The sequence below is a fragment of the Microlunatus sp. YIM B11417 genome (assembly GCF_059617205.1).
The window spans coordinates 849,031-865,502 of sequence record NZ_JCAMPJ010000003.1 but is presented as its reverse complement, the minus strand read 5'-3'; the positions used below and the strand labels follow the sequence as shown (position 1 = coordinate 865,502).

At 70.3% G+C, this 16,472-nt stretch carries 19 protein-coding genes; 12 read left to right on the top strand and 7 right to left on the bottom strand.

Annotated features, from left to right (window positions below; genetic code table 11):
* Window positions 1-4: 4 nt before the first annotated feature.
* The gene (locus tag AC6CCG_RS19160; protein ID WP_496656188.1) at window positions 5-1,027 is read right to left on the bottom strand and encodes an NAD(P)/FAD-dependent oxidoreductase; all 1,023 of its coding nucleotides are present in this window, start codon (window positions 1,025-1,027) and stop codon (window positions 5-7) included.
* Window positions 1,028-1,112: 85 nt separating this feature from the next.
* On the opposite strand from AC6CCG_RS19160, the gene AC6CCG_RS19155 reads away from it, so the two are divergent.
* Complete coding sequence (locus AC6CCG_RS19155; protein WP_496656187.1) at window positions 1,113-2,012, top strand: phosphotransferase family protein; 900 nt, start codon at window positions 1,113-1,115, stop codon at window positions 2,010-2,012.
* Between the two features lie 11 nt (window positions 2,013-2,023).
* Here the strand turns inward: AC6CCG_RS19155 and AC6CCG_RS19150 are convergent, their stop codons facing one another.
* On the bottom strand, window positions 2,024-2,689 hold the full coding sequence (locus AC6CCG_RS19150) for an IMP cyclohydrolase (RefSeq protein ID WP_496656297.1): 666 nt from the start codon (window positions 2,687-2,689) through the stop codon (window positions 2,024-2,026).
* On the opposite strand from AC6CCG_RS19150, the gene AC6CCG_RS19145 reads away from it, so the two are divergent.
* Genes AC6CCG_RS19145 through AC6CCG_RS19135 form a run of 3 tightly spaced genes read left to right on the top strand, consistent with a single transcriptional unit; the run spans window position 2,682 to window position 5,458 of the window.
* A complete protein-coding gene (locus AC6CCG_RS19145; RefSeq protein ID WP_496656186.1) occupies window positions 2,682-3,443 on the top strand; it encodes a GNAT family N-acetyltransferase in 762 nt (253 codons plus the stop codon). The two genes, AC6CCG_RS19150 and AC6CCG_RS19145, sit on opposite strands and share 8 nt — an antisense overlap.
* A 7-nt stretch (window positions 3,444-3,450) precedes the next feature.
* Window positions 3,451-4,443 (top strand): hypothetical protein, encoded by a 993-nt coding sequence (locus AC6CCG_RS19140; protein WP_496656185.1) that lies wholly within the window; start codon window positions 3,451-3,453, stop codon window positions 4,441-4,443.
* Window positions 4,444-4,477: 34 nt separating this feature from the next.
* A complete protein-coding gene (locus tag AC6CCG_RS19135; RefSeq protein WP_496656184.1) occupies window positions 4,478-5,458 on the top strand; it encodes a hypothetical protein in 981 nt (326 codons plus the stop codon).
* On the opposite strand, the gene AC6CCG_RS19130 is transcribed toward AC6CCG_RS19135, so the two are convergent.
* The 3 genes from AC6CCG_RS19130 to AC6CCG_RS19120 form a co-directional block, all read right to left on the bottom strand.
* Entirely contained in the window at window positions 5,455-6,057 is a 603-nt protein-coding gene (locus tag AC6CCG_RS19130) for an SGNH/GDSL hydrolase family protein (protein ID WP_496656182.1), read from the bottom strand. The two genes, AC6CCG_RS19135 and AC6CCG_RS19130, sit on opposite strands and share 4 nt — an antisense overlap.
* 83 nt (window positions 6,058-6,140) lie before the next feature.
* The gene (locus tag AC6CCG_RS19125; RefSeq protein ID WP_496656181.1) at window positions 6,141-6,590 is read right to left on the bottom strand and encodes a hypothetical protein; all 450 of its coding nucleotides are present in this window, start codon (window positions 6,588-6,590) and stop codon (window positions 6,141-6,143) included.
* Between the two features lie 27 nt (window positions 6,591-6,617).
* Window positions 6,618-8,003 (bottom strand): MFS transporter, encoded by a 1,386-nt coding sequence (locus tag AC6CCG_RS19120; protein WP_496656180.1) that lies wholly within the window; start codon window positions 8,001-8,003, stop codon window positions 6,618-6,620.
* A 154-nt stretch (window positions 8,004-8,157) separates the two neighbouring features.
* Here AC6CCG_RS19120 and AC6CCG_RS19115 point away from each other — a divergent pair, with 154 nt between their 5' ends.
* Window positions 8,158-8,853: a TetR/AcrR family transcriptional regulator gene (locus AC6CCG_RS19115; RefSeq protein WP_496656179.1), complete on the top strand. Its 696-nt coding sequence runs from the start codon at window positions 8,158-8,160 to the stop codon at window positions 8,851-8,853.
* Between the two features lie 21 nt (window positions 8,854-8,874).
* Here the strand turns inward: AC6CCG_RS19115 and AC6CCG_RS19110 are convergent, their stop codons facing one another.
* Window positions 8,875-9,672, bottom strand: a complete 798-nt coding sequence (locus tag AC6CCG_RS19110; protein WP_496656178.1) for a sugar phosphate isomerase/epimerase family protein — start codon at window positions 9,670-9,672, stop codon at window positions 8,875-8,877.
* 92 nt (window positions 9,673-9,764) lie between these two features.
* Here AC6CCG_RS19110 and AC6CCG_RS19105 point away from each other — a divergent pair, with 92 nt between their 5' ends.
* Window positions 9,765-10,133: a nuclear transport factor 2 family protein gene (locus tag AC6CCG_RS19105; RefSeq protein ID WP_496656177.1), complete on the top strand. Its 369-nt coding sequence runs from the start codon at window positions 9,765-9,767 to the stop codon at window positions 10,131-10,133.
* 76 nt (window positions 10,134-10,209) lie between these two features.
* Here AC6CCG_RS19105 and AC6CCG_RS19100 read toward each other — a convergent pair whose 3' ends face one another.
* On the bottom strand, window positions 10,210-12,570 hold the full coding sequence (locus tag AC6CCG_RS19100; protein ID WP_496656176.1) for a glycosyl hydrolase family 95 catalytic domain-containing protein: 2,361 nt from the start codon (window positions 12,568-12,570) through the stop codon (window positions 10,210-10,212).
* A gap of 61 nt (window positions 12,571-12,631) precedes the next feature.
* On the opposite strand from AC6CCG_RS19100, the gene AC6CCG_RS19095 reads away from it, so the two are divergent.
* The 6 genes from AC6CCG_RS19095 (at window position 12,632) to AC6CCG_RS19070 (ending at window position 16,190) form a co-directional block, all read left to right on the top strand.
* Window positions 12,632-12,934, top strand: a complete 303-nt coding sequence (locus AC6CCG_RS19095; protein WP_496656175.1) for a DUF1905 domain-containing protein — start codon at window positions 12,632-12,634, stop codon at window positions 12,932-12,934.
* Between the two features lie 10 nt (window positions 12,935-12,944).
* Entirely contained in the window at window positions 12,945-13,469 is a 525-nt protein-coding gene (locus AC6CCG_RS19090) for a dihydrofolate reductase family protein (RefSeq protein ID WP_496656174.1), read from the top strand.
* A gap of 44 nt (window positions 13,470-13,513) precedes the next feature.
* Entirely contained in the window at window positions 13,514-13,849 is a 336-nt protein-coding gene (locus tag AC6CCG_RS19085; protein ID WP_496656172.1) for an ArsR/SmtB family transcription factor, read from the top strand.
* Window positions 13,849-14,556, top strand: coding sequence for a cation efflux transmembrane domain-containing protein (locus tag AC6CCG_RS19080; protein WP_496656171.1), 708 nt, complete (start codon window positions 13,849-13,851; stop codon window positions 14,554-14,556). Before AC6CCG_RS19085 ends, AC6CCG_RS19080 begins: the two co-directional genes overlap by 1 nt.
* A 108-nt stretch (window positions 14,557-14,664) precedes the next feature.
* The gene (locus tag AC6CCG_RS19075) at window positions 14,665-15,786 is read left to right on the top strand and encodes a ScyD/ScyE family protein (RefSeq protein ID WP_496656170.1); all 1,122 of its coding nucleotides are present in this window, start codon (window positions 14,665-14,667) and stop codon (window positions 15,784-15,786) included.
* Window positions 15,787-15,803: 17 nt separating this feature from the next.
* Complete coding sequence (locus AC6CCG_RS19070; protein ID WP_496656169.1) at window positions 15,804-16,190, top strand: VOC family protein; 387 nt, start codon at window positions 15,804-15,806, stop codon at window positions 16,188-16,190.
* Window positions 16,191-16,472 lie beyond the last annotated feature (282 nt).

Genomic DNA, 16,472 nt, shown 5'->3' with positions numbered 1-16,472 from the left:
GGCTTCAGAAACGGTCGAACCGGCAGCCGGCGAGCAACGGCTCGGTGGTGCCGCCGACCAGTTCCTGCGCGACCAGCCGCCCGACGGCCGGTCCGAGCGTGACGGCCGCGTGCATCACCGCCAGATAGAGGCCCGGCGCCTCGGCGACCGGCCCGATGATCGGCTCGCCGTCCGCCGGCATCGGCCGTGCACCCACCCGGGCGCTGAGCAGCTCGACGTCGTCGGCGCCGCGGAAGGTCGACCGGATCGCGGCAAGGGTCGGCTCCGCCGAGTCGGCCGCAGCGATGAGCCGATCCGGCGCGACCTGCCGAAGATCGAAGTGCTCGGAGTTCACGACCCGGCTCACCAGACCGGCCGGCGCGCGGAACCGGAAGAGCGTCGCGGGCGACGGGCCGACCGGGACCTCGACGCCCAGCGAGGCCGCCACCTCGGCCGTACCCACTCCGGCGGCCAGCACGACGGCGTCCCCGGAGAGGATGCCGGCCGAGGTCTCGACTCCGACGACCCGGCCCTCGGCGTTACGTCGCAAGGCGATGACCGGCGTGTCCAGGTGCACCTGAGCGGCGTGGGCCCGCGCGCCGGTGATCATCCGTTCGATCACGCCGACCGCGTCGACGGCCCCGTCGCCGGGCGCCCAGACGGCCCACTCCGGAGGCTGCCGCAGGTTCGGCTCCAGCTTCGCGGCGAAGGCTCCGTCGACGAGCTCCTCCCCCGGCCCGGGCTCGGGAGCGCTCCGGCCCGAGTGCCAGGACAGGGAACCGGACCAGGTCACCGGAAGTCCCGGCAGTTCAGCCTCGAGCCGGCGGTACTCGTCCGTCGCACCCATCCGCAGCTCGGCGGCGCGCCCGGTCCGTACACCGGCCGATCCGATCCAGGCGAAGGAGTCCTGAGTCACGCCGCCGCCCGGTCGCCCGGCGTCGACGAGAGTCACGGCTGCGCCCGCTCTGGCCGCGTGGTAGGCCACCGAGGCGCCGGCGATGCCGGCACCGACGACCACCAGGTCTTTGATCATGGACTGGTTCGACATCGTGACGAAACTACCGTCTGTCCGCCGTCGTTGTCTCGGGAATTCGGGTGGCCTGAGGGTGCGCGCTGGGCCAGACTGCGTGGTCATGGTGACAACGCCTCTCCCGATCATCGACTCGGTGGTGCGCTCGGTCTGCGGCCGCGGCGTCGAGCGACTCGTTCCGCTGGCCGGTGGTGGGATGAACGAGACCTACCGGGCGGAACTCGGCGAGGCGATCACCGTGGTCGTCCGCATCGCCCGGCAGCCGACGCCGTGGTTCATCGACGAGGCGCACCTGATGGCGCGGGCGCGCACGAACGGCGTGCCGACGGCGGAGGTGCTCGGCCTGGTCCACCGTGATCATGAGGACGGTCTGTTGTCGTTCTCGGTCCAGGAGTTCCTGCCCGGGCGCTCGTTGATGGACCTGGTCGGTGATCTTGCCGCTGATGATCTTGAACGACTGATCGTGGACGCCGGCGAGGTCATGGCGCGGGTGCACAGTGTCGTCCCGGGCGAGGGACGCGGGCTGCGGCACGAGCTGCGCAGCCCGGACCCCGACGAAGTCACCAGGATCGCGGCGATCGTCCGCGACGTGCTCGACCCGGCGGCAGCGGCGACCGTCGAGCGCGGCGCGGAGTTCCTGCGCCGCGAGATCTCGGCCCGGCCGACTCCCCCGCAGTCCCTGGCCCAGGGCGACTTCATGCCCAAGAACCTGCTGATCCACCACGGAGCGGTGACCGGCGTGATCGACTGGGAGTTCGCCGGCACCGCTCCGCCCGCTTTCGACCTGGCCCGCTGGGAGGTGTCGGCGGGTGCCCCGTTCAACGACCGCCTGGACCTGGTCCGTCACGGATATGCCCGGGTGGCCGACCCCGCCGACGCCGAGGCCGGACTGGTGCCCGCCTTCGCGATCGACTGGATGCTCGAGATGCTGGGCTGGCGGAACCCCGCCGGACCGGCACAGTTCCGCCGCTGCGTGGAGTTGATCACCCGCTACACGAGCTGATTCCCGGACGCTCAGGCCGAGCGCACGAGATCGGCCGTGAGCGGCTCGGCCGCAGTCGGCCTGATCACCGCGGCGGCGACGCGAAGATCATCCGCGAGGCAGGACCAGACGAGCTCGAGCAGGGCCGGCGCGTCGGTCGCTGCCACGGTCACCTCCGCGGGCGGCTGATGGGTCGCCACGACCTGCCGATCTCGAGAGAGGTACGTCGTCGTCAGGATCCCGGATCCGGTCCCTACGTCGCCCACGCTCAGGGTGCTGACGTACGTCTGCTCCGGGGCCAGCAGGCTCGCCCGCGAACCGGCGATGAGAGTCGGTCCTGCCGCGGTGCGGGAGGCGACGACGGTGATCCGCGGCGTCCGGAGTGGCGGATCGGGCTCGTACGCGATTCCCTGCACGGCCTGAGCCGGCGCCATCGTGGCGAGGTTCGTGATCACGGTGTCCACCTGGTCGCCATTGCCGACGACGCACCACTCGGGTCCCACCGTCGCCGCCCGGTAGTGCCGCAACGGATCATGCTCGGTGGTGCCCCGCGGCCGGGCGTAGAGCGAGTCACCGTCCAGTACCAAGGTCCGCTCACGACTCGCGGCACTGCGCCCGGTCATGAAGTAGACGACGCAAAGTCCGTCTGCGGGCGTGCTCGTCACCAGGAGCCCGCGCCCCGGATAGTCGTTGTCCACCAACGCTTGCCGTACCGAGGTCTGCACGCGTGCATCGTGCCACACGCCCGGAATCTCCGATGATCATCCTGACGAGATCTGTTATCAAGGAGGAGTGAAGCCGGACCGATCTCGCCGGGACCTGTGGCGTGTTCAACTGGCCTTGGAATGCAAGGCCTTCGACGACGCCGGGCGGTTGGTGGTCGCCGCAGGCCCGAACCCTGACCCGCTCCATGCCTGCTACGCCGTGCGTTACAGCGAGCGGGAGACCGAGGTGGCCTTCGCGGCAGCTGCGCCCGAATCGTTCGTCCAAGAGCTCGTGGGGCTTGGCGTCGATGAGCTCGTCGATCACCGTGACGATCTGGTCGAGCGACTCGGTCTTCGCGGATTCCGGGTGACGGCGGATCATTTTCACACCTACGCCTTCGAGGCCGGGGCGCCCGCGAACGCACCTCAGACGCTCGTGCGCGACGGCGCCGAATCGTTCTCGATCCTGGTTGACGGTCGTCGCGTGGCGTCCGCTTCGTCTTCACGCAGCGACAGCACCGCAGCAGAGTTGTGGATCGAGACCGCGACGGACCAGCGGCGGCAGGGCTACGGGACCCTGGTTGCGCAGGCGTGGGCGACCGAGGTCCTGAAGAGCGGCAAGATCGCGTTCTACAGCCATCTCCACGACAACCGGGCCTCGGCCGCCCTGGCCAGCAGGCTTGGGGTGCGGCCGCTGTTCGAGATCGTGGCGCTCAACGTCGAGCCGTCACCGTCGGGACCCGAGTGAGGATCCCGTGGCCTCCAGTTCCGGTGATCAAGGAAGGCTCTCACCGACTCCGGTCGAGGCGACCGAGGTCGAGCTGCCGTGGGGTCTGGAATGGGACGATCTTCGCGGCGCAGTCCCGGACCTGCACCGGCCGATCGGCGCGTTCCGCACCCACGAGATCCGGGGACTGCACCAGACGGGCCGATCGCAGATCCTGACGATCCGGTACGAGGGCCGGGCCGGACCGTCACAGCAGCGGACGATCTTCCTCAAGATCAACAACCCGGAACGACCGGAGATCGCCAAGTACCGTTACCTTCGGGAGCACGGTGCTCCGGTCGCACCACTCCTCGGTACGGCAGCCACGACCGCCGGCGAGATCATGATCTTGCAGTTCCTGCCGACCATCGGCACGACGGCCGGGGACGTCGACGATCTCCTCGACCTCATGGCGAAGCTCAACAGCATCACCGAAGCGCCGGAGGATCTCTTCCGGCCACCCCCGGGGAATCCTGGGTACGGAGCACGAATCCGCGAAGCCTTGATCGACCTCCTGCCGTCCACCGACGACGCGAGCCGATGGTTCGACGCCTACCGGCAGGCGCTCGTCGCCAGCCACGGGATACCGCTGGCCCTGAACCACAACGAGCTGAGCTACCAACAAGTCGGGTGGCTGGAGTCGGGGCACGAGGGTCAGTCGGAGCTCGTCGCCTTCGATCTCGAGACCATGTCGCTGCGGCCGCTGTACACCGACCTCGCGGGAATGCTCCCCTCGCTGGCCAGCCAGAGCGGACGATCCGAACGGGACCTGTTCCGTGCCTATCTGATCATGCTCGATCGACGAACCGGCACGACCACGGATGAGCATCTCGGATGGAACAGCCTGCGCAGGCTTCGCATCGTCCGTACCTTCGAATCGCTCCCCTGGTTGATCACCATGACGGACAGCGCTGTTGTCGAGGCACCCGACCGCGCGGTCGAGAGGCTCGCGCGGGACCTCGACGATTCCGAATTCGGATAGACACGCCGCCGCCTGGCTGGAATGGTGCAGAACCATGGGGAAGGAGTCGCCGTCGGACCGCAAGCGTGCCCAACTCCTGGACTTCGCGATGACCCGGCTCGCTCCCCATGCGGCGGTCCGTGGGGTTGTGGCCACGGGCAGTGTCGCGATCGGGCTTGCGCGCCAGGGCGATGAATCCGTGCCCGGATCCGACATCGATGCCGTCGTGTTCATGGATCCGATCGATCCCTATCTGCTGCCGGCCGAGTTCGTCTGGCGTCCGGCGGACAACACGTACCATTCGATCTTCGCCGACGACCCGGAACTGGACCGCGTGGGTGTTCAGCTCGACATCGACCGGTTCGATCTCACCACCTGGCGATCGCCGGGCTTCACCTGGCCGGAACCCCGGCGGGCCGAACTCGCCGACGGGTGGATCGCCTATGACCGCACGGGTGAGATCGCCGCTCTGATCAAGGATCGGACGTCGATGCCGGAGCCGGACCGGCTCGCCATCCTCGACGACGCGATCGGGCAGGCGATCTCGATCATCCCCGCTGGTGACGCCGACCGCCACTGGCGGAAGTTGGGCGGCGCCGAGGCCTTCGATCGGTTGCAGGCCGGCTACCAGGACCTCGCGCGAGCCCTCTTCGCCTACCACCGCAAGTGGCGGCCCTGGCGCAGCCGGGAACTGCGTGGTCTACGGAATCTTGCATGGCTTCCGCAGGGATTCAGGGACCAGCTGCCCGCCTTGATCGCGAGTGACGGTCACGACTTCGCCGCCTACCGCAGACGATCCACCGCGCTGCGATCCGCGCTCGACGAGTTGATCTCCCGGCTTCAGGACGAGGGTGTCTACGGTGAGGATCCGGACGGTGAGTCGTTCCTCCGACTCCACGACGAACCCGGCGAGCCTGGAATATGGATGAGTGGAACGCGGAGCGCGCGCGGCGATTCGGCCGGGGCGACCCGGACGCACCTTCCTGACTCTGGCGTCGAACCCCGGGAGGATCCGGACCTCGTCCGGCAGGCCTAGGACGGACGGCTGCGATAGGTCTGCAGGAACGCGTCCGCGATCACTCGGTGACCGGCCTCGGAGGGATGGACTCCGTCGCCGGCCAGCTCTCCGAGCGGGCGGGTGGCCGCGGCGGCGTTCATCACCGCGTCGGTGGGCACCAGTTCGAGACCGTGCCGCTGGGCCAGCCGCCGGACCGCGCTGATCTTGGGATCGAGATCCTCCCGCCAGGTCCACTGGCCGTCCTCGACCGGGGTCAGCACCGGCTCGAGCAGGATCACCCGTCCCACGCCGGCGGCTCTGGTGCGGTCCAGCAGGGTCTGGTAGTCGGCGGCGAAGGCCTCGGTGCTGGTCGGGTCGTCGCGGTCGTAGCGCCGCCAGGTGTCGTTGATCCCGATCATGATCCCGACCGTGTCCGGCCCGGCGGCGAGCACGTCGGCGTCCCAGCGGGCCACCAGGTCACGGACCCGATTGCCGGAGATGCCGCGGTTGATCACGGTGACATCCGGCAGTTCCGCTCCGACCACGGACACCCAGCCATGGCCGAGCGCGCCGTCGTCCTCCCTGTCCCGACCGCAATCGGTCACCGAGTCCCCGACCAAGACCAGACGTTGTCCCATGATCAGAAGCGTACGAGATCGAGTCACCGATGATCGGCACGGTCTCGCGTCGCGGGCCTGCCATTGCAGGCAGACGCGCCGAGTCACCTGTTGGCTACGGTGGGGTGTCGCCACAGTTGAACGACGGCAGCCAGGCCGGCCAGGCAGGGCAGGATGCCGAGCCAGCCCAGCAAGGGCGGCAGGCCGGTGTCGCCCGAGGTGTCGGTGATCGTCAGGTTGATCAGGCTGACGGCGACCGCCGCGAGGAAGATCGCGGACGCGAGCCATCGGGCCCAGCGGCGACCCCGCGCGACTGCCCAGATCGTCACCGCCCAGCAGAGCACGGCGAGGCCGGTCACTGTCGCGAGGTAGGTCAGGTAGAAGGTTGCGGCGCCCTCGATCTCCGCCGAGCCGAGTGTGGGATAGCCGGCCCGGATGTGGCCGCGCAGGAGGTCACCGGCCGCGTAGTCGACCACCGTGACGGCGATCGCGATCAGGCTGAGGACGAGGCCGGTGACCAAGGCCGGGAGGGCCCAGGATCGATGCTTGATCATGACGGGATGTCTTTCATGGTTGGGAATTCAGGAGGTTCGGGCCGACGGTCCGGATGGTGCGACGGCGCGCACCCGGTGCGGCAGGACGAGGCCGGCGACCAGGGCTGCCCCGATCAGCAGGGCTGCGCAGAGGCCGAAGCCGAGCGCGTACCCGTGGCTGAGGTCGGCGAGCTCGGGCGAGGGACCGGCACCGCGCTGGGCGGTCGTGCCGATCACCGCCAGCCCGAGCGTGGCGCCGAGCTGACGTGAACTGTTCAGGAGCCCGGAGGCGGTGCCGGTCTCCTGGTCGGCGACGCCGGCGGTCGCGGTCGACACCAGCGGGGCCAGGCACAACCCGAAGCCGACACTGGTCACGAGCGACGGCCCGAGCACGTGGATCAGGAACGAGCCGTCCGGACTGATCCCGGCGAACCAGGCGAAGCCGCTCGCGCAGAGGACGGCCCCGGTGATCAACAACGTCCTGGGCGCCAGCCGGTAGCCGAGCTTCACGGCGAGGAACGACCCGGCCACCACGCCCAGCGCGAAGGGCAGCACCTCGAGCCCGGCCAGCGCCGGCCCGTGCCGGAGGATCCGTTGCAGATAGAGGGACACCAGGTAGAACGCCGAGGCCATTGCGGCCCCGAGCAGCAGGTTGTAGGCGTTCGCGCCACTGACCGACCGGTTGCCGAACAGGCCGAGCCGGACCAGTGGATCCCGCCTGGTCCCGCGTTCGACCAGGACGAACATGATCAACAGAAGGGCGGCCAGCGCCAGGGTCAGCAGGGTGATCGGCGATCCCCAGCCGAGTTCGTCCGTGCGGACGATCCCGTACACGAGCATGGTCAGGCCTGCGGTCGCGAGGACGGCGCCCAGCACGTCCGGCTGGCTCCGTGCCGTGGCGCTGCGGCCACCGGCCGGGATGCCACGGCGGGCCAGGAACCCGGCCACCAGGACCATCGGTACGTTGACGAACATCACCCAGCGCCAGCCGGCGTACTGGGTGAGCAAGCCACCGATCAGCACGCCGAGCGCTCCGCCGGCGGCGTTGGTCGCGCTCCAGATGCCGAACGCGCGCACACGGGGCCGGCCGGACGGGAACGTGGCCGTGAGCAGTGACAGCGCGGCCGGTGCCAGGGCGGCGGCTCCGATCCCCTGCCCGGCCCGGGCTGCGATCAGCTGCCACGACTCCTGGGCGAAGCCTCCCAGCAGCGAGGCAACCCCGAACCCGGTGAGACCGATCAGCAGCATCCGCCTGCGGCCGAAGAGATCCGCAGCCTTGCCGCCCAGCAACAGCAGCCCGCCGAAGGTGAGGGCGTACGCATGGATCACCCAGGTGACGCCGACGCCGGTGAACCCGAGGCCGTCCGCGATCTGCGGCAGCCCGACGTTGACCACCGAGAGATCGAGCGAGACGAGGAACTGCACGACCGCCACAGCAGCCAGCGTCGGACCGGGACCCGGTGTATTTCGGAACATGTTCCTAAATATAGGAACGGCGGCCGCCCGGCACAGTCGGGGACGATCCTGAGTCACCCCTGATCGGTCCGGTCTGCCGAGCGTTCCGGTCGCGGCCCGGCATGATGGGACCGTGCCACGCCCCACGTCCACACAGCCCGCCGACGGTCCGGCTCGCCGGGCAGGGCGTCCGCCGGCGACCTCCCGTGGCGAGATCCTGGCCGCGGCGCAGTTGTTGATCGACCGGGACGGCTGGCAGCGGCTGACCGTCCGACGGCTCGCCCAAGAACTGGGGGTCGGGCCGACCACGCTCTATCACCACGTGCGCAACAAGGACGACCTGCTCGTCGCGTTGATCAACGATCGCGCGGCCCGGACACCGCGGCCCGGACTGCCCGACGACCCGCGGCACCGGATCGTCACCGCCGCCCTCTACGTGCACGACACCCTGGCCGGGTGGCCCTGGGCGGTGGAGGTGATCACCGCGGACGGGTTCCTGGGCCGCCTCGACGAACCGGCCGTCTGGACGGTCGAGGCGATGGTGTCCGGCGCCTTGCGGGCAGGCTGCAGCAGGGTGCAGGCGGTCGACCTGTTCCGGACGATCTGGTACTACACGGTCGGCGAGATCCTGGTGCGGGCCCATTCGGCCGAACGGCCAGATCCGGAGCGGATCCAGGGCGGTGAGTTCTTCCGCGGCGCCGACATGACCGCGCTGCCCGAACTGGCCGCCATCGGGAACGAGTGGCTCGAGATCGAGGTACGCGACACGTACCGCCTGGGCCTCGAGGCGATCGTCGACGGCTTCCTGGACCGGATCAACCGGACATGATCACGGCACAGGCCCCGGCGGTCAGCGGCCGGCGCTCGCGATCGCGTGGACGGTCTCCAGGGCGTCCCACTCCCCCGGTTCCGTACCGTCGTAGACGAGGGCGAGCGGGCCGGTGTAGCCGGCGCTGTTGATCACCCGGATGGATTCGGCGAAGTCGTCCCGGTCGGCTTCGTCGCCGTCGAAATGGCACTTCGCGTGACAGGTCTCGGCCCGGCCGGCGATCCGGCCCAGCCAGGCGTACTTGTCCGGCGCTGCCCAGTTGCCGAGATCGATCAACAGGCCGACCCGGCCGCCGGCGGCGTCCAAGATCGTTTCCACCTGCTCCGGTCCGGGCGTCAGATCGAGCCAGTTCTCGGTGACGATCCTGATGTCCGGATGACGGCCGGCCAGCTCGGCCAACCGGCGCCCGCTCTCGGCCAGCCGTTCCGGGGTCGGCGACTGGCGCCCGGCGATCACGCGGGCCCTGGTCGCACCGAGCGCCACGGCGTCACCGATCCAGCCGGAGATCCATTCCTGATGAGCATCGGCGGCCTCCGGGTCGACCAGGTCGCCGTCGTCGACCAGCAGGGCATCGAGCGTGATCGACGCGTCGGCGAGCGCGGCGCGCAGCTCGGCCAGGTAGCTCGGAGCCCGGCTGGGCAGGTGGAAATGGCACAACTGGACCGTGTCGTACCCGCGCCGGTGCAACTCGGCCGGCAGCTCCAGCAGCGGCAGCCCGGAAGCCGGCGGTGCGAACTGCTCCGGGTCCGCGGGGGCTTTCGAGCCCGAGTGATAGGAGCCGAGGGTGCGGTGCAGGGACCAGCTGGAGACTGCCTTCATGATCGACATTCTGCCGTACGGGTGCAGCGCGGGAGTTCGCCCCGACCGGTACGGAGCAGTGAGCAAGGTACCCGACCTTCTACCCTGAGCGGATGAGTGCGCTCGCCGAATACATGGACGCCTGGGTCGCCGCCGACCTGGAACGCATCGCCGCGGTGGTTGCGGAGGATTGCGTGATCACCGAGTGCTACGGGCCGGTGTATCGCGGGCGCGAATGGGTCCGGCGCTGGGCCGAGGCATGGTTCGGGGCGGGCGGGGTGGTGCATCGGTGGGAGGTCGGTGATCACTTCGGCACGGAGGATCGGGAAGTCGCGCAGTGGACCTTCGAGTGCACGTGGGCGGGCGAACGGGGCGTGTTCGACGGCGCGACGGTGGCCCGCGTCGGCGGCGGGCTCATCACCGAGCTTCGCGAGTACCAGACCACGGCTCCGTTGTACGACTGGCGCGGAACCTGGCACTGACCTCGAGTCGCCTCACCCCCAGTGACCGGTCAATTCTGCAGCGACACGCCGCCGAAACCGCTGCTTTGGTGACCGCTCAGCGGAAAGGGGTGGGGATGGGGGTCGCGGTGTCGGGGTTCAGGTGGAGGGTGGTCCCGCCGGTGGGCCAGCTGACGGTGAGGGTGCGGTCGGTGTCAGCCTGTACGGTCGCCTCGGTGAGGGCGCCGGCGGCCCAGCGCAGGGAGACGGTCAGGCCGCCGCGGGCGCGGAGGCCGGTCAGGGTGCCGTCCGGGAGTTCGGCGGGGAGGGCGGGCAGCAGGCGGAGGGTGTCGCCGTGGCTGTGCACGAGGGCTTCCAGCAGGCCGGCGACGTAGCCGAAGTTGCCGTCGATCTGGTACGGCGGGTGGGCGGCGAACAGGTTCGGGTAGAGGCCGCCGCTCTGGCCGCCACGATCGGTCGTCATGTCGCGGAAGATCAACTTCAGCAGGTCGGAGACCTTGTCGGCCTGGCCGAGGCGGGCGCGCAGGGCGAGCTTCCAAGCCAGCGACCAGCCGGTCGACTCGTCGCCGCGGGCGTCCAGGCTGGCCCGGACCCCGTCGGCCAGGCTCGCGTCGTCATGATCACCCGGGTAGCAGAAGTACAGGTGCGACACGTGCCGGTGATGCGGTTCCGACTGCTCCGGATCGCTCAGCCATTCCTTGATCAGTCCGTCGCGGCCAGGGCTCGGCGCAGGGATGCACGGCAGGGCCGCCACGGCCGCCGTCACCACCGGATCGTCGGCCACGCCGAGCCGATCGGCCAGCCGGGTCAACTGCCGCAGGGTGTCGCTGATCAAGGTCAGGTCCATGGTCGACGAGACGCCGACGCCGTACGCGGTGCCGTCGATCAGGAAGGCGTTCTCGGGCGACGTCGAGGGTGCCGTGCCGAGGGTTCCGTCGGCCGCCTCGACCAGCCAGGCCAGGCCGAACTCGGCGGCGCCGCGGAGGGCCGGCCAGGCCCGGTCCCGGGCGAAGTCCTCGTCCCAGCGATGATCCAGCCGTTCGACCAGGTGCCGGACCAACCACAGGCCGCCCAGGGGCCACAGCGACCAGCGCGGCTGGCCGATCCCGGCCCCGGGCATCGCGGTGTAGCCCCAGCCGTCGGTGTTGTGGTGGGCGAGCCAGCCCGGCAGTCCGTACTTCTGCCGCGCCGTGACCGCACCGCGCCGGCGGAGCACGTCGATCAGGTCGTAGAGCGGCTCCAGGCACTCCGTCAGCCCGGTCGCCTCGGCCGCCCAGTAGTTCATCTGCAGATTGATGTTGATCGTGTAGTTGGACCGCCACGGCGCCGGCAGCCGGTCGTTCCAGATGCCCTGCAGGTTGGCCGGATGACCGCCCGGCCGGGACGAGCTGATCAAGAGATAGCGTCCGTAGTTGAACAAGAGCTCGGCCAGCCCGAGGTCCGCGGCCAGCGGTCCGGCCGGGGCGGCGTTGGCCCGTTCCAGGCGGCGATCGGTGGGCAGGTCGCTCCCCTGCTGCGTCCCGCCGAGCCTCAGCGCGACCCTCCCGTACAACCGAGCGAAGTCCTCGCGATGGCTTGCCTGCAAGGCGCCCAGGCCCAGTTCGGCGGCCCGGTCCAGGCGTTCGACGGCATCGCGGCGGCAGCGATCGAGATCACCGAGCTCCACGCCGCCGCCGGCCAGGGCGGCCAGGCCGGGATGCCCGGTGGCCGCGGTGATCATGATCACGCACCGGCGAACGCCGGTGGCCCGGAGGTCGTCCTCGCTCGCACGGTCGGCGCCGTCGTGCTGCCACCGTACGGCGACGGCGGCACGGAGGGCCGCGCCCGGGTCGTCGTCCCAGCCGATCGTGTCGCGGCGCAGATCGACGTCGCTCGGCAGTTGCAGGTCCGCGGTGATCAGGTTCGGTTCGCGGCGGGTCCCGAGCAGCCGCAGCGGGGTCTCGACGCGAAGCCGCAGGTCGGTCGGCCGCTCGGACTCGACCAAGATCACCAGGACGGACGGGTCGGCGGCGATGAACGCGGTGCGCCGGACCGGTCCGTGCTTGGTCTCGATCAGCTCGGTGTGGGTGGCCGTGGGCAGTTCCAGCTCGCGCCGGTACGCCAGCGGCTCGGCGACCCCGTCCTGCTCCAGGTGGAGATCGACGAACGGAAGGTAGGACTGGCTGTCCGCGTCCTGCAGCCGCACCGCGGCAGTCTCGGCGGCAGCATGATCACCAGCCGCCAGCGCGCTCCGGATCTCGGCCAGCACGCCCGGACCGTCCGCCCGATCATGATCACCGCTGCGCGGGGAGCCCGACCAGGCCGAGCCGTGGTTGAGCTGGATCCGTTGTTCTCGTACCCCGCCGAACATCATCGCCGCGAGCCGGCCGTCGCCGAGCGGCAGCGCCGCCAGCCAGTCCGCCGCGGGTGCGTCGTACCGGAGTCGCTGTTCGCCGTCGATCATGTCCCCGTCGATCATGGGCGCATTCTTCCAAGGCGCTGTCGGGGGCGACCGCTAGGGTCGTCCTGGAAGGAGGGTCATGGACGGCTTGACGTTCGAGTTCACCGGCGACATCTGGCACTGGCGCGGGCCGGCGCCGTTCCACTTCATCACCGTGCCGGAGGACGCCAGTGCGCAGCTCCGCGACCTGTCCGCCGCGCTCAGCTACGGCTGGGGCGTGATCCCGGTGCGGGCCCGGATCGGCGACACCACCTGGACGACCTCGCTGTTCCCCAAGGACGGCGGGTACGCGCTGCCGGTCAAGGACGCGGTCCGGCGCGCGGAGCAACTGTCCGAAGGGTCGGTGGTCGACGTGATCATGGAACCGACCCGGTCCCCCTGAGAGGAGCACCGTGGCGAAACTGCTGTACTCGGCCGCGATGTCGCTGGACGGCTTCATCGCGGGCCCGGGTGGTGACATGTCCTGGCTGAACCGTCATCCGATCGAACCGAGCGAGGCGGCGGCGAACCTGGTCGACCAGATCGGCTGCGTCCTGGTCGGTGGCACCACGTTCCGCGGCGACGACCCGAATCGCGGCACCGAGGAGGAGGGCGCGTTCGCCGGTCAGTACGGCGGGCCGACCCTGGTGCTGACCCGGCGGCCGCCCGAGCGGCCGGTGCCGGGCGTCGAGTTCCACACCGAGCTCGGCGAGGCGGTGGCGCGCGCGAAGGAGCTGGCCGGGCACCGCTACGTCAACGTGCTCGGGGCCGGCACGGCGCGCAGCTGTCTCGAGGCCGGGCTGCTCGACGAGATCCTGATCTTCGTCGTGCCGGTCCTGCTCGGCGCCGGCACGCGAGCGTACGACGGCGGCGCTGAGGTCGGCCTCGAGCGCTTGCCCGGCACCACGGAGCACTGGTATCGCGTGATCAAGGACTGAGTTCAGGATTTCCTGAGTTCAGGACTTCCTGTATCGTCACCGATGTGCTGACCGTGGCGACGGACATCGAGGCGATGACGAGATTCGGGCGGGCGCTGGCCGACCCGATCCGGTGCCGGCTGCTCCTGCTGCTCCGCGACGGTCCGGCCCATCCGGCCGACCTCGCCGACACCCTCGGCATCAGCCGGTCCCGCCTCTCGAACCATCTGGCCTGCCTGCGCGACTGCGGCCTTGTCGTCGCCACGCCGGACGGCCGCCGGCAGCGCTACGAACTGGCCGACCACCGGCTCGGGCATGCGATCGACGACGTCCGGACCGCCGTGCTGGCCGTCGCCACCGAACCCGGCTGCCCGGACGCCGCGACCGAAGGCTGCTGCTGATGGCCCTTCCGGCGATGTTGACCGAGCAGCGGCGGGCCGTACTGACCGGGCGGATCCGGCTGCTGGTCGCGGCGACGATCGGCTACAACGTGATCGAGGCGGTCGTCGCGATCACCGCCGGCACGCTCGCCTCGTCCAGCGCGTTGATCGGCTTCGGCCTGGACTCGGTGATCGAGGTGTCGTCGGCCGCGGCGGTCGCCTGGCAGTTCAGCGCGCGGGACCGCGCGGTCCGCGAGGCCAGGGAACGCCGCGCCCTCAGGGTGATCGCCCTCTCGTTCTTCGCGCTGGCGGCCTACGTCACCGTGCATTCGGTTCTGGCGCTAACCGGCGCCGGCGAGGCCGAGACCTCAGTGCCCGGCATCGCGCTGGCGGCGGTCTCGGTGATGATCATGCCCTTCCTCTCGTACGCCCAGCGTCGGGCCGGCCGGGAGCTCGGCTCGGCATCGGCCGTGGCGGACTCGCGGCAGACCCTGATCTGCACCTACCTGTCCGCGGTGCTGCTGATCGGCCTGGTGCTCAACGCCGCGTTCGGCTGGACCTGGGCGGACCCGGTGGTCGCCCTGGTGATCGCCGGGTTGGCCGTCCGGGAAGGGGTCCGGGCCTGGCGCGGGGACGGCTGCTGTGCCCCGAGCGGTCTCGCCCTGGCGGTCGACCCGGACGGCGAAGCGGGCTGCTCCGGCGGCTGCGACTGCTGCTCGAAGCACTGATCAGCACCGAATTCGGCGGATCTCGTTGCGGGGTCAAGAAACCGGGTGTAGTACGGATCACAGTGGGCGGGCCAACGGGGAACCGCCCCCATCCGGGAAGTCACCTCCATGCCAGACCATCCGTTTTCGCGTGCCCGACGACGGTTGCTCGCCGTCGCGGCCGGGCTCACCGCAACCCTGACCATCGCTGCGGGAGGGGCGGCACCCGCCGTCGCCCACCCTCGACCCGCCGAACCGATCAAGGTCGTCGCCGACGGCCTCAACGGCCCACGCCAGCTCAGCACCGGCTTCGGCCGGCTGCTGGTCGCCGAATCCGACGCCGGCCTGATCACGGCCGTCGACCCCAGGACCGGCCGGACCAAGGTGCTGGTCCGTGACCTGTTCAGCCCGCAGGGCGTCGCCGAGGTCGGCGGCAAGCTCTACATCGCGACCGGCGAACCGGCGCCCGACACCGATCCGAGTGGCGCGCCGCCGTCCGGGCTGATGGTGGCCCGGCCCGGCGGTACGGCGCGGATGTTCGCCGACCTGACCGCGTTCGAGCTGGCCCACAACCCGGACGGCCAGATCCAGTTCGGGCCGGACGGCAACCCGCTGGACGCGCTGTCGAACCCGTACTTCGTGCTCCGGGACCGGGGCCGGCACGGGTTCCTGCTGGTCGCCGACGCCGGCGCCAACACGGTGCTCAAGGTGGACCGGCACGGCAAGGTGAAGAACTTCTTCACGCCGCCGACGGTCACCACCGGAGCCTGTGCGACCGCGCCGAACAACACCACCAGCGGCGTCGGCTGCGACGCGGTGCCGACCGGTCTCGCCTACGGGCCCGACGGCCTGCTGTACGTCTCCGCCCTCACCGCCGAGATGCCCGGCGAGGGCCGGGTCTACGTGATCAACGCCAAGGGCAGGATCGTCAAGGTGATCAAGGGCTTCACGTCGCCGACCGGTGTCACGGTGGACCGCTGGGGCACCGTCTACGTGTCGGAGTTGCTCGAGGGGTCGCCGCCGCCGGACGCTCCCCCGCCGCCGGGATTCGACCCGAGCACGGTGGGCCAGATCGTCCGGGTGCCGCGCTGGGGTCAGCGGACCTACGCGCAGGTGACGATGCCGAGCGGCCTGCTCACCTACCGCGGCGACCTGTGGTCGTCGGCCTGGGCGATCGCGTCCTTCCTCGGCATGTCCGACGCGGGCCAGGTCGTGAAGGTCGACCGGAAGGCGTTCGCACCGGCGTCCTGAGCCACTAGCTTGGGCTCGTGTACCGGAACCCGATGATCAACCTCTACACCGCCAGGATCGAGACCGCCCTGCGGTTCTACCGGGATCGGCTCGGTTTCGCCGAGACGTTCCGGACGCCGGCCGAGGGGGTGCCGGACCACGTCGAGCTCCGGCTGGACGGCGTCACCCTCGGCCTCGGCGATGTCGACGCCGCGCGCCGGGTGCACGGCGTCGACGCGTCGCCGGGAACGCCCGGCTTCGCGCTGGTGATCTGGACCGACGACGTCGACGCCGCCTACGCCGACCTGGCGGCGCATGGAGTACCGGTCGTACAGCCGCCGCACGACGCCGGCAACGGCAACCGCAACGCGCTGGTCCGGGACCCGGACGGCAACCTGGTCGAGCTGGTCGCCAAGATCAACTAGTGCCCGGTGTCGAACGTTCGTGAGCCTGGATCCACCCGGTTGAAGTCTCCGGACAACCCTGGCGGCTCACCCGAATGGTGAGTTGTCGACGTCGGTCGATGACTCGGCACACGATCACCACCCGTCGATGCCAGCAAGATCATCGATGGATCGACGATCGGGGCCGCGGATCCGGGCAAGTGACACAAATCTGCAACGCGACGGCCCCCCAAGGGCGAAATCCGGCGACCACGCACCGTTGCGTTGCAGATCTGTGCCACCCAAAGCGATCGAAGCCGAGAC

Excerpts from the sequence above, each read along its gene's own strand:
- AC6CCG_RS19160 (WP_496656188.1), bottom strand. The coding sequence starts at position 1,027 with ATGTCGAACCAGTCCATGATCAAAGACCTGGTGGTCGTCGGTGCCGGC.
- AC6CCG_RS19155 (WP_496656187.1), top strand. The coding sequence starts at position 1,113 with ATGGTGACAACGCCTCTCCCGATCATCGACTCGGTGGTGCGCTCGGTC.
- AC6CCG_RS19135 (WP_496656184.1), top strand. The coding sequence starts at position 4,478 with ATGGGGAAGGAGTCGCCGTCGGACCGCAAGCGTGCCCAACTCCTGGAC.
- AC6CCG_RS19130 (WP_496656182.1), bottom strand. The coding sequence starts at position 6,057 with ATGGGACAACGTCTGGTCTTGGTCGGGGACTCGGTGACCGATTGCGGT.
- AC6CCG_RS19125 (WP_496656181.1), bottom strand. The coding sequence starts at position 6,590 with ATGATCAAGCATCGATCCTGGGCCCTCCCGGCCTTGGTCACCGGCCTC.
- AC6CCG_RS19110 (WP_496656178.1), bottom strand. The coding sequence starts at position 9,672 with ATGAAGGCAGTCTCCAGCTGGTCCCTGCACCGCACCCTCGGCTCCTAT.
- AC6CCG_RS19105 (WP_496656177.1), top strand. The coding sequence starts at position 9,765 with ATGAGTGCGCTCGCCGAATACATGGACGCCTGGGTCGCCGCCGACCTG.
- AC6CCG_RS19100 (WP_496656176.1), bottom strand. The coding sequence starts at position 12,570 with ATGATCGACGGGGACATGATCGACGGCGAACAGCGACTCCGGTACGAC.
- AC6CCG_RS19095 (WP_496656175.1), top strand. The coding sequence starts at position 12,632 with ATGGACGGCTTGACGTTCGAGTTCACCGGCGACATCTGGCACTGGCGC.
- AC6CCG_RS19080 (WP_496656171.1), top strand. The coding sequence starts at position 13,849 with ATGGCCCTTCCGGCGATGTTGACCGAGCAGCGGCGGGCCGTACTGACC.
- AC6CCG_RS19075 (WP_496656170.1), top strand. The coding sequence starts at position 14,665 with ATGCCAGACCATCCGTTTTCGCGTGCCCGACGACGGTTGCTCGCCGTC.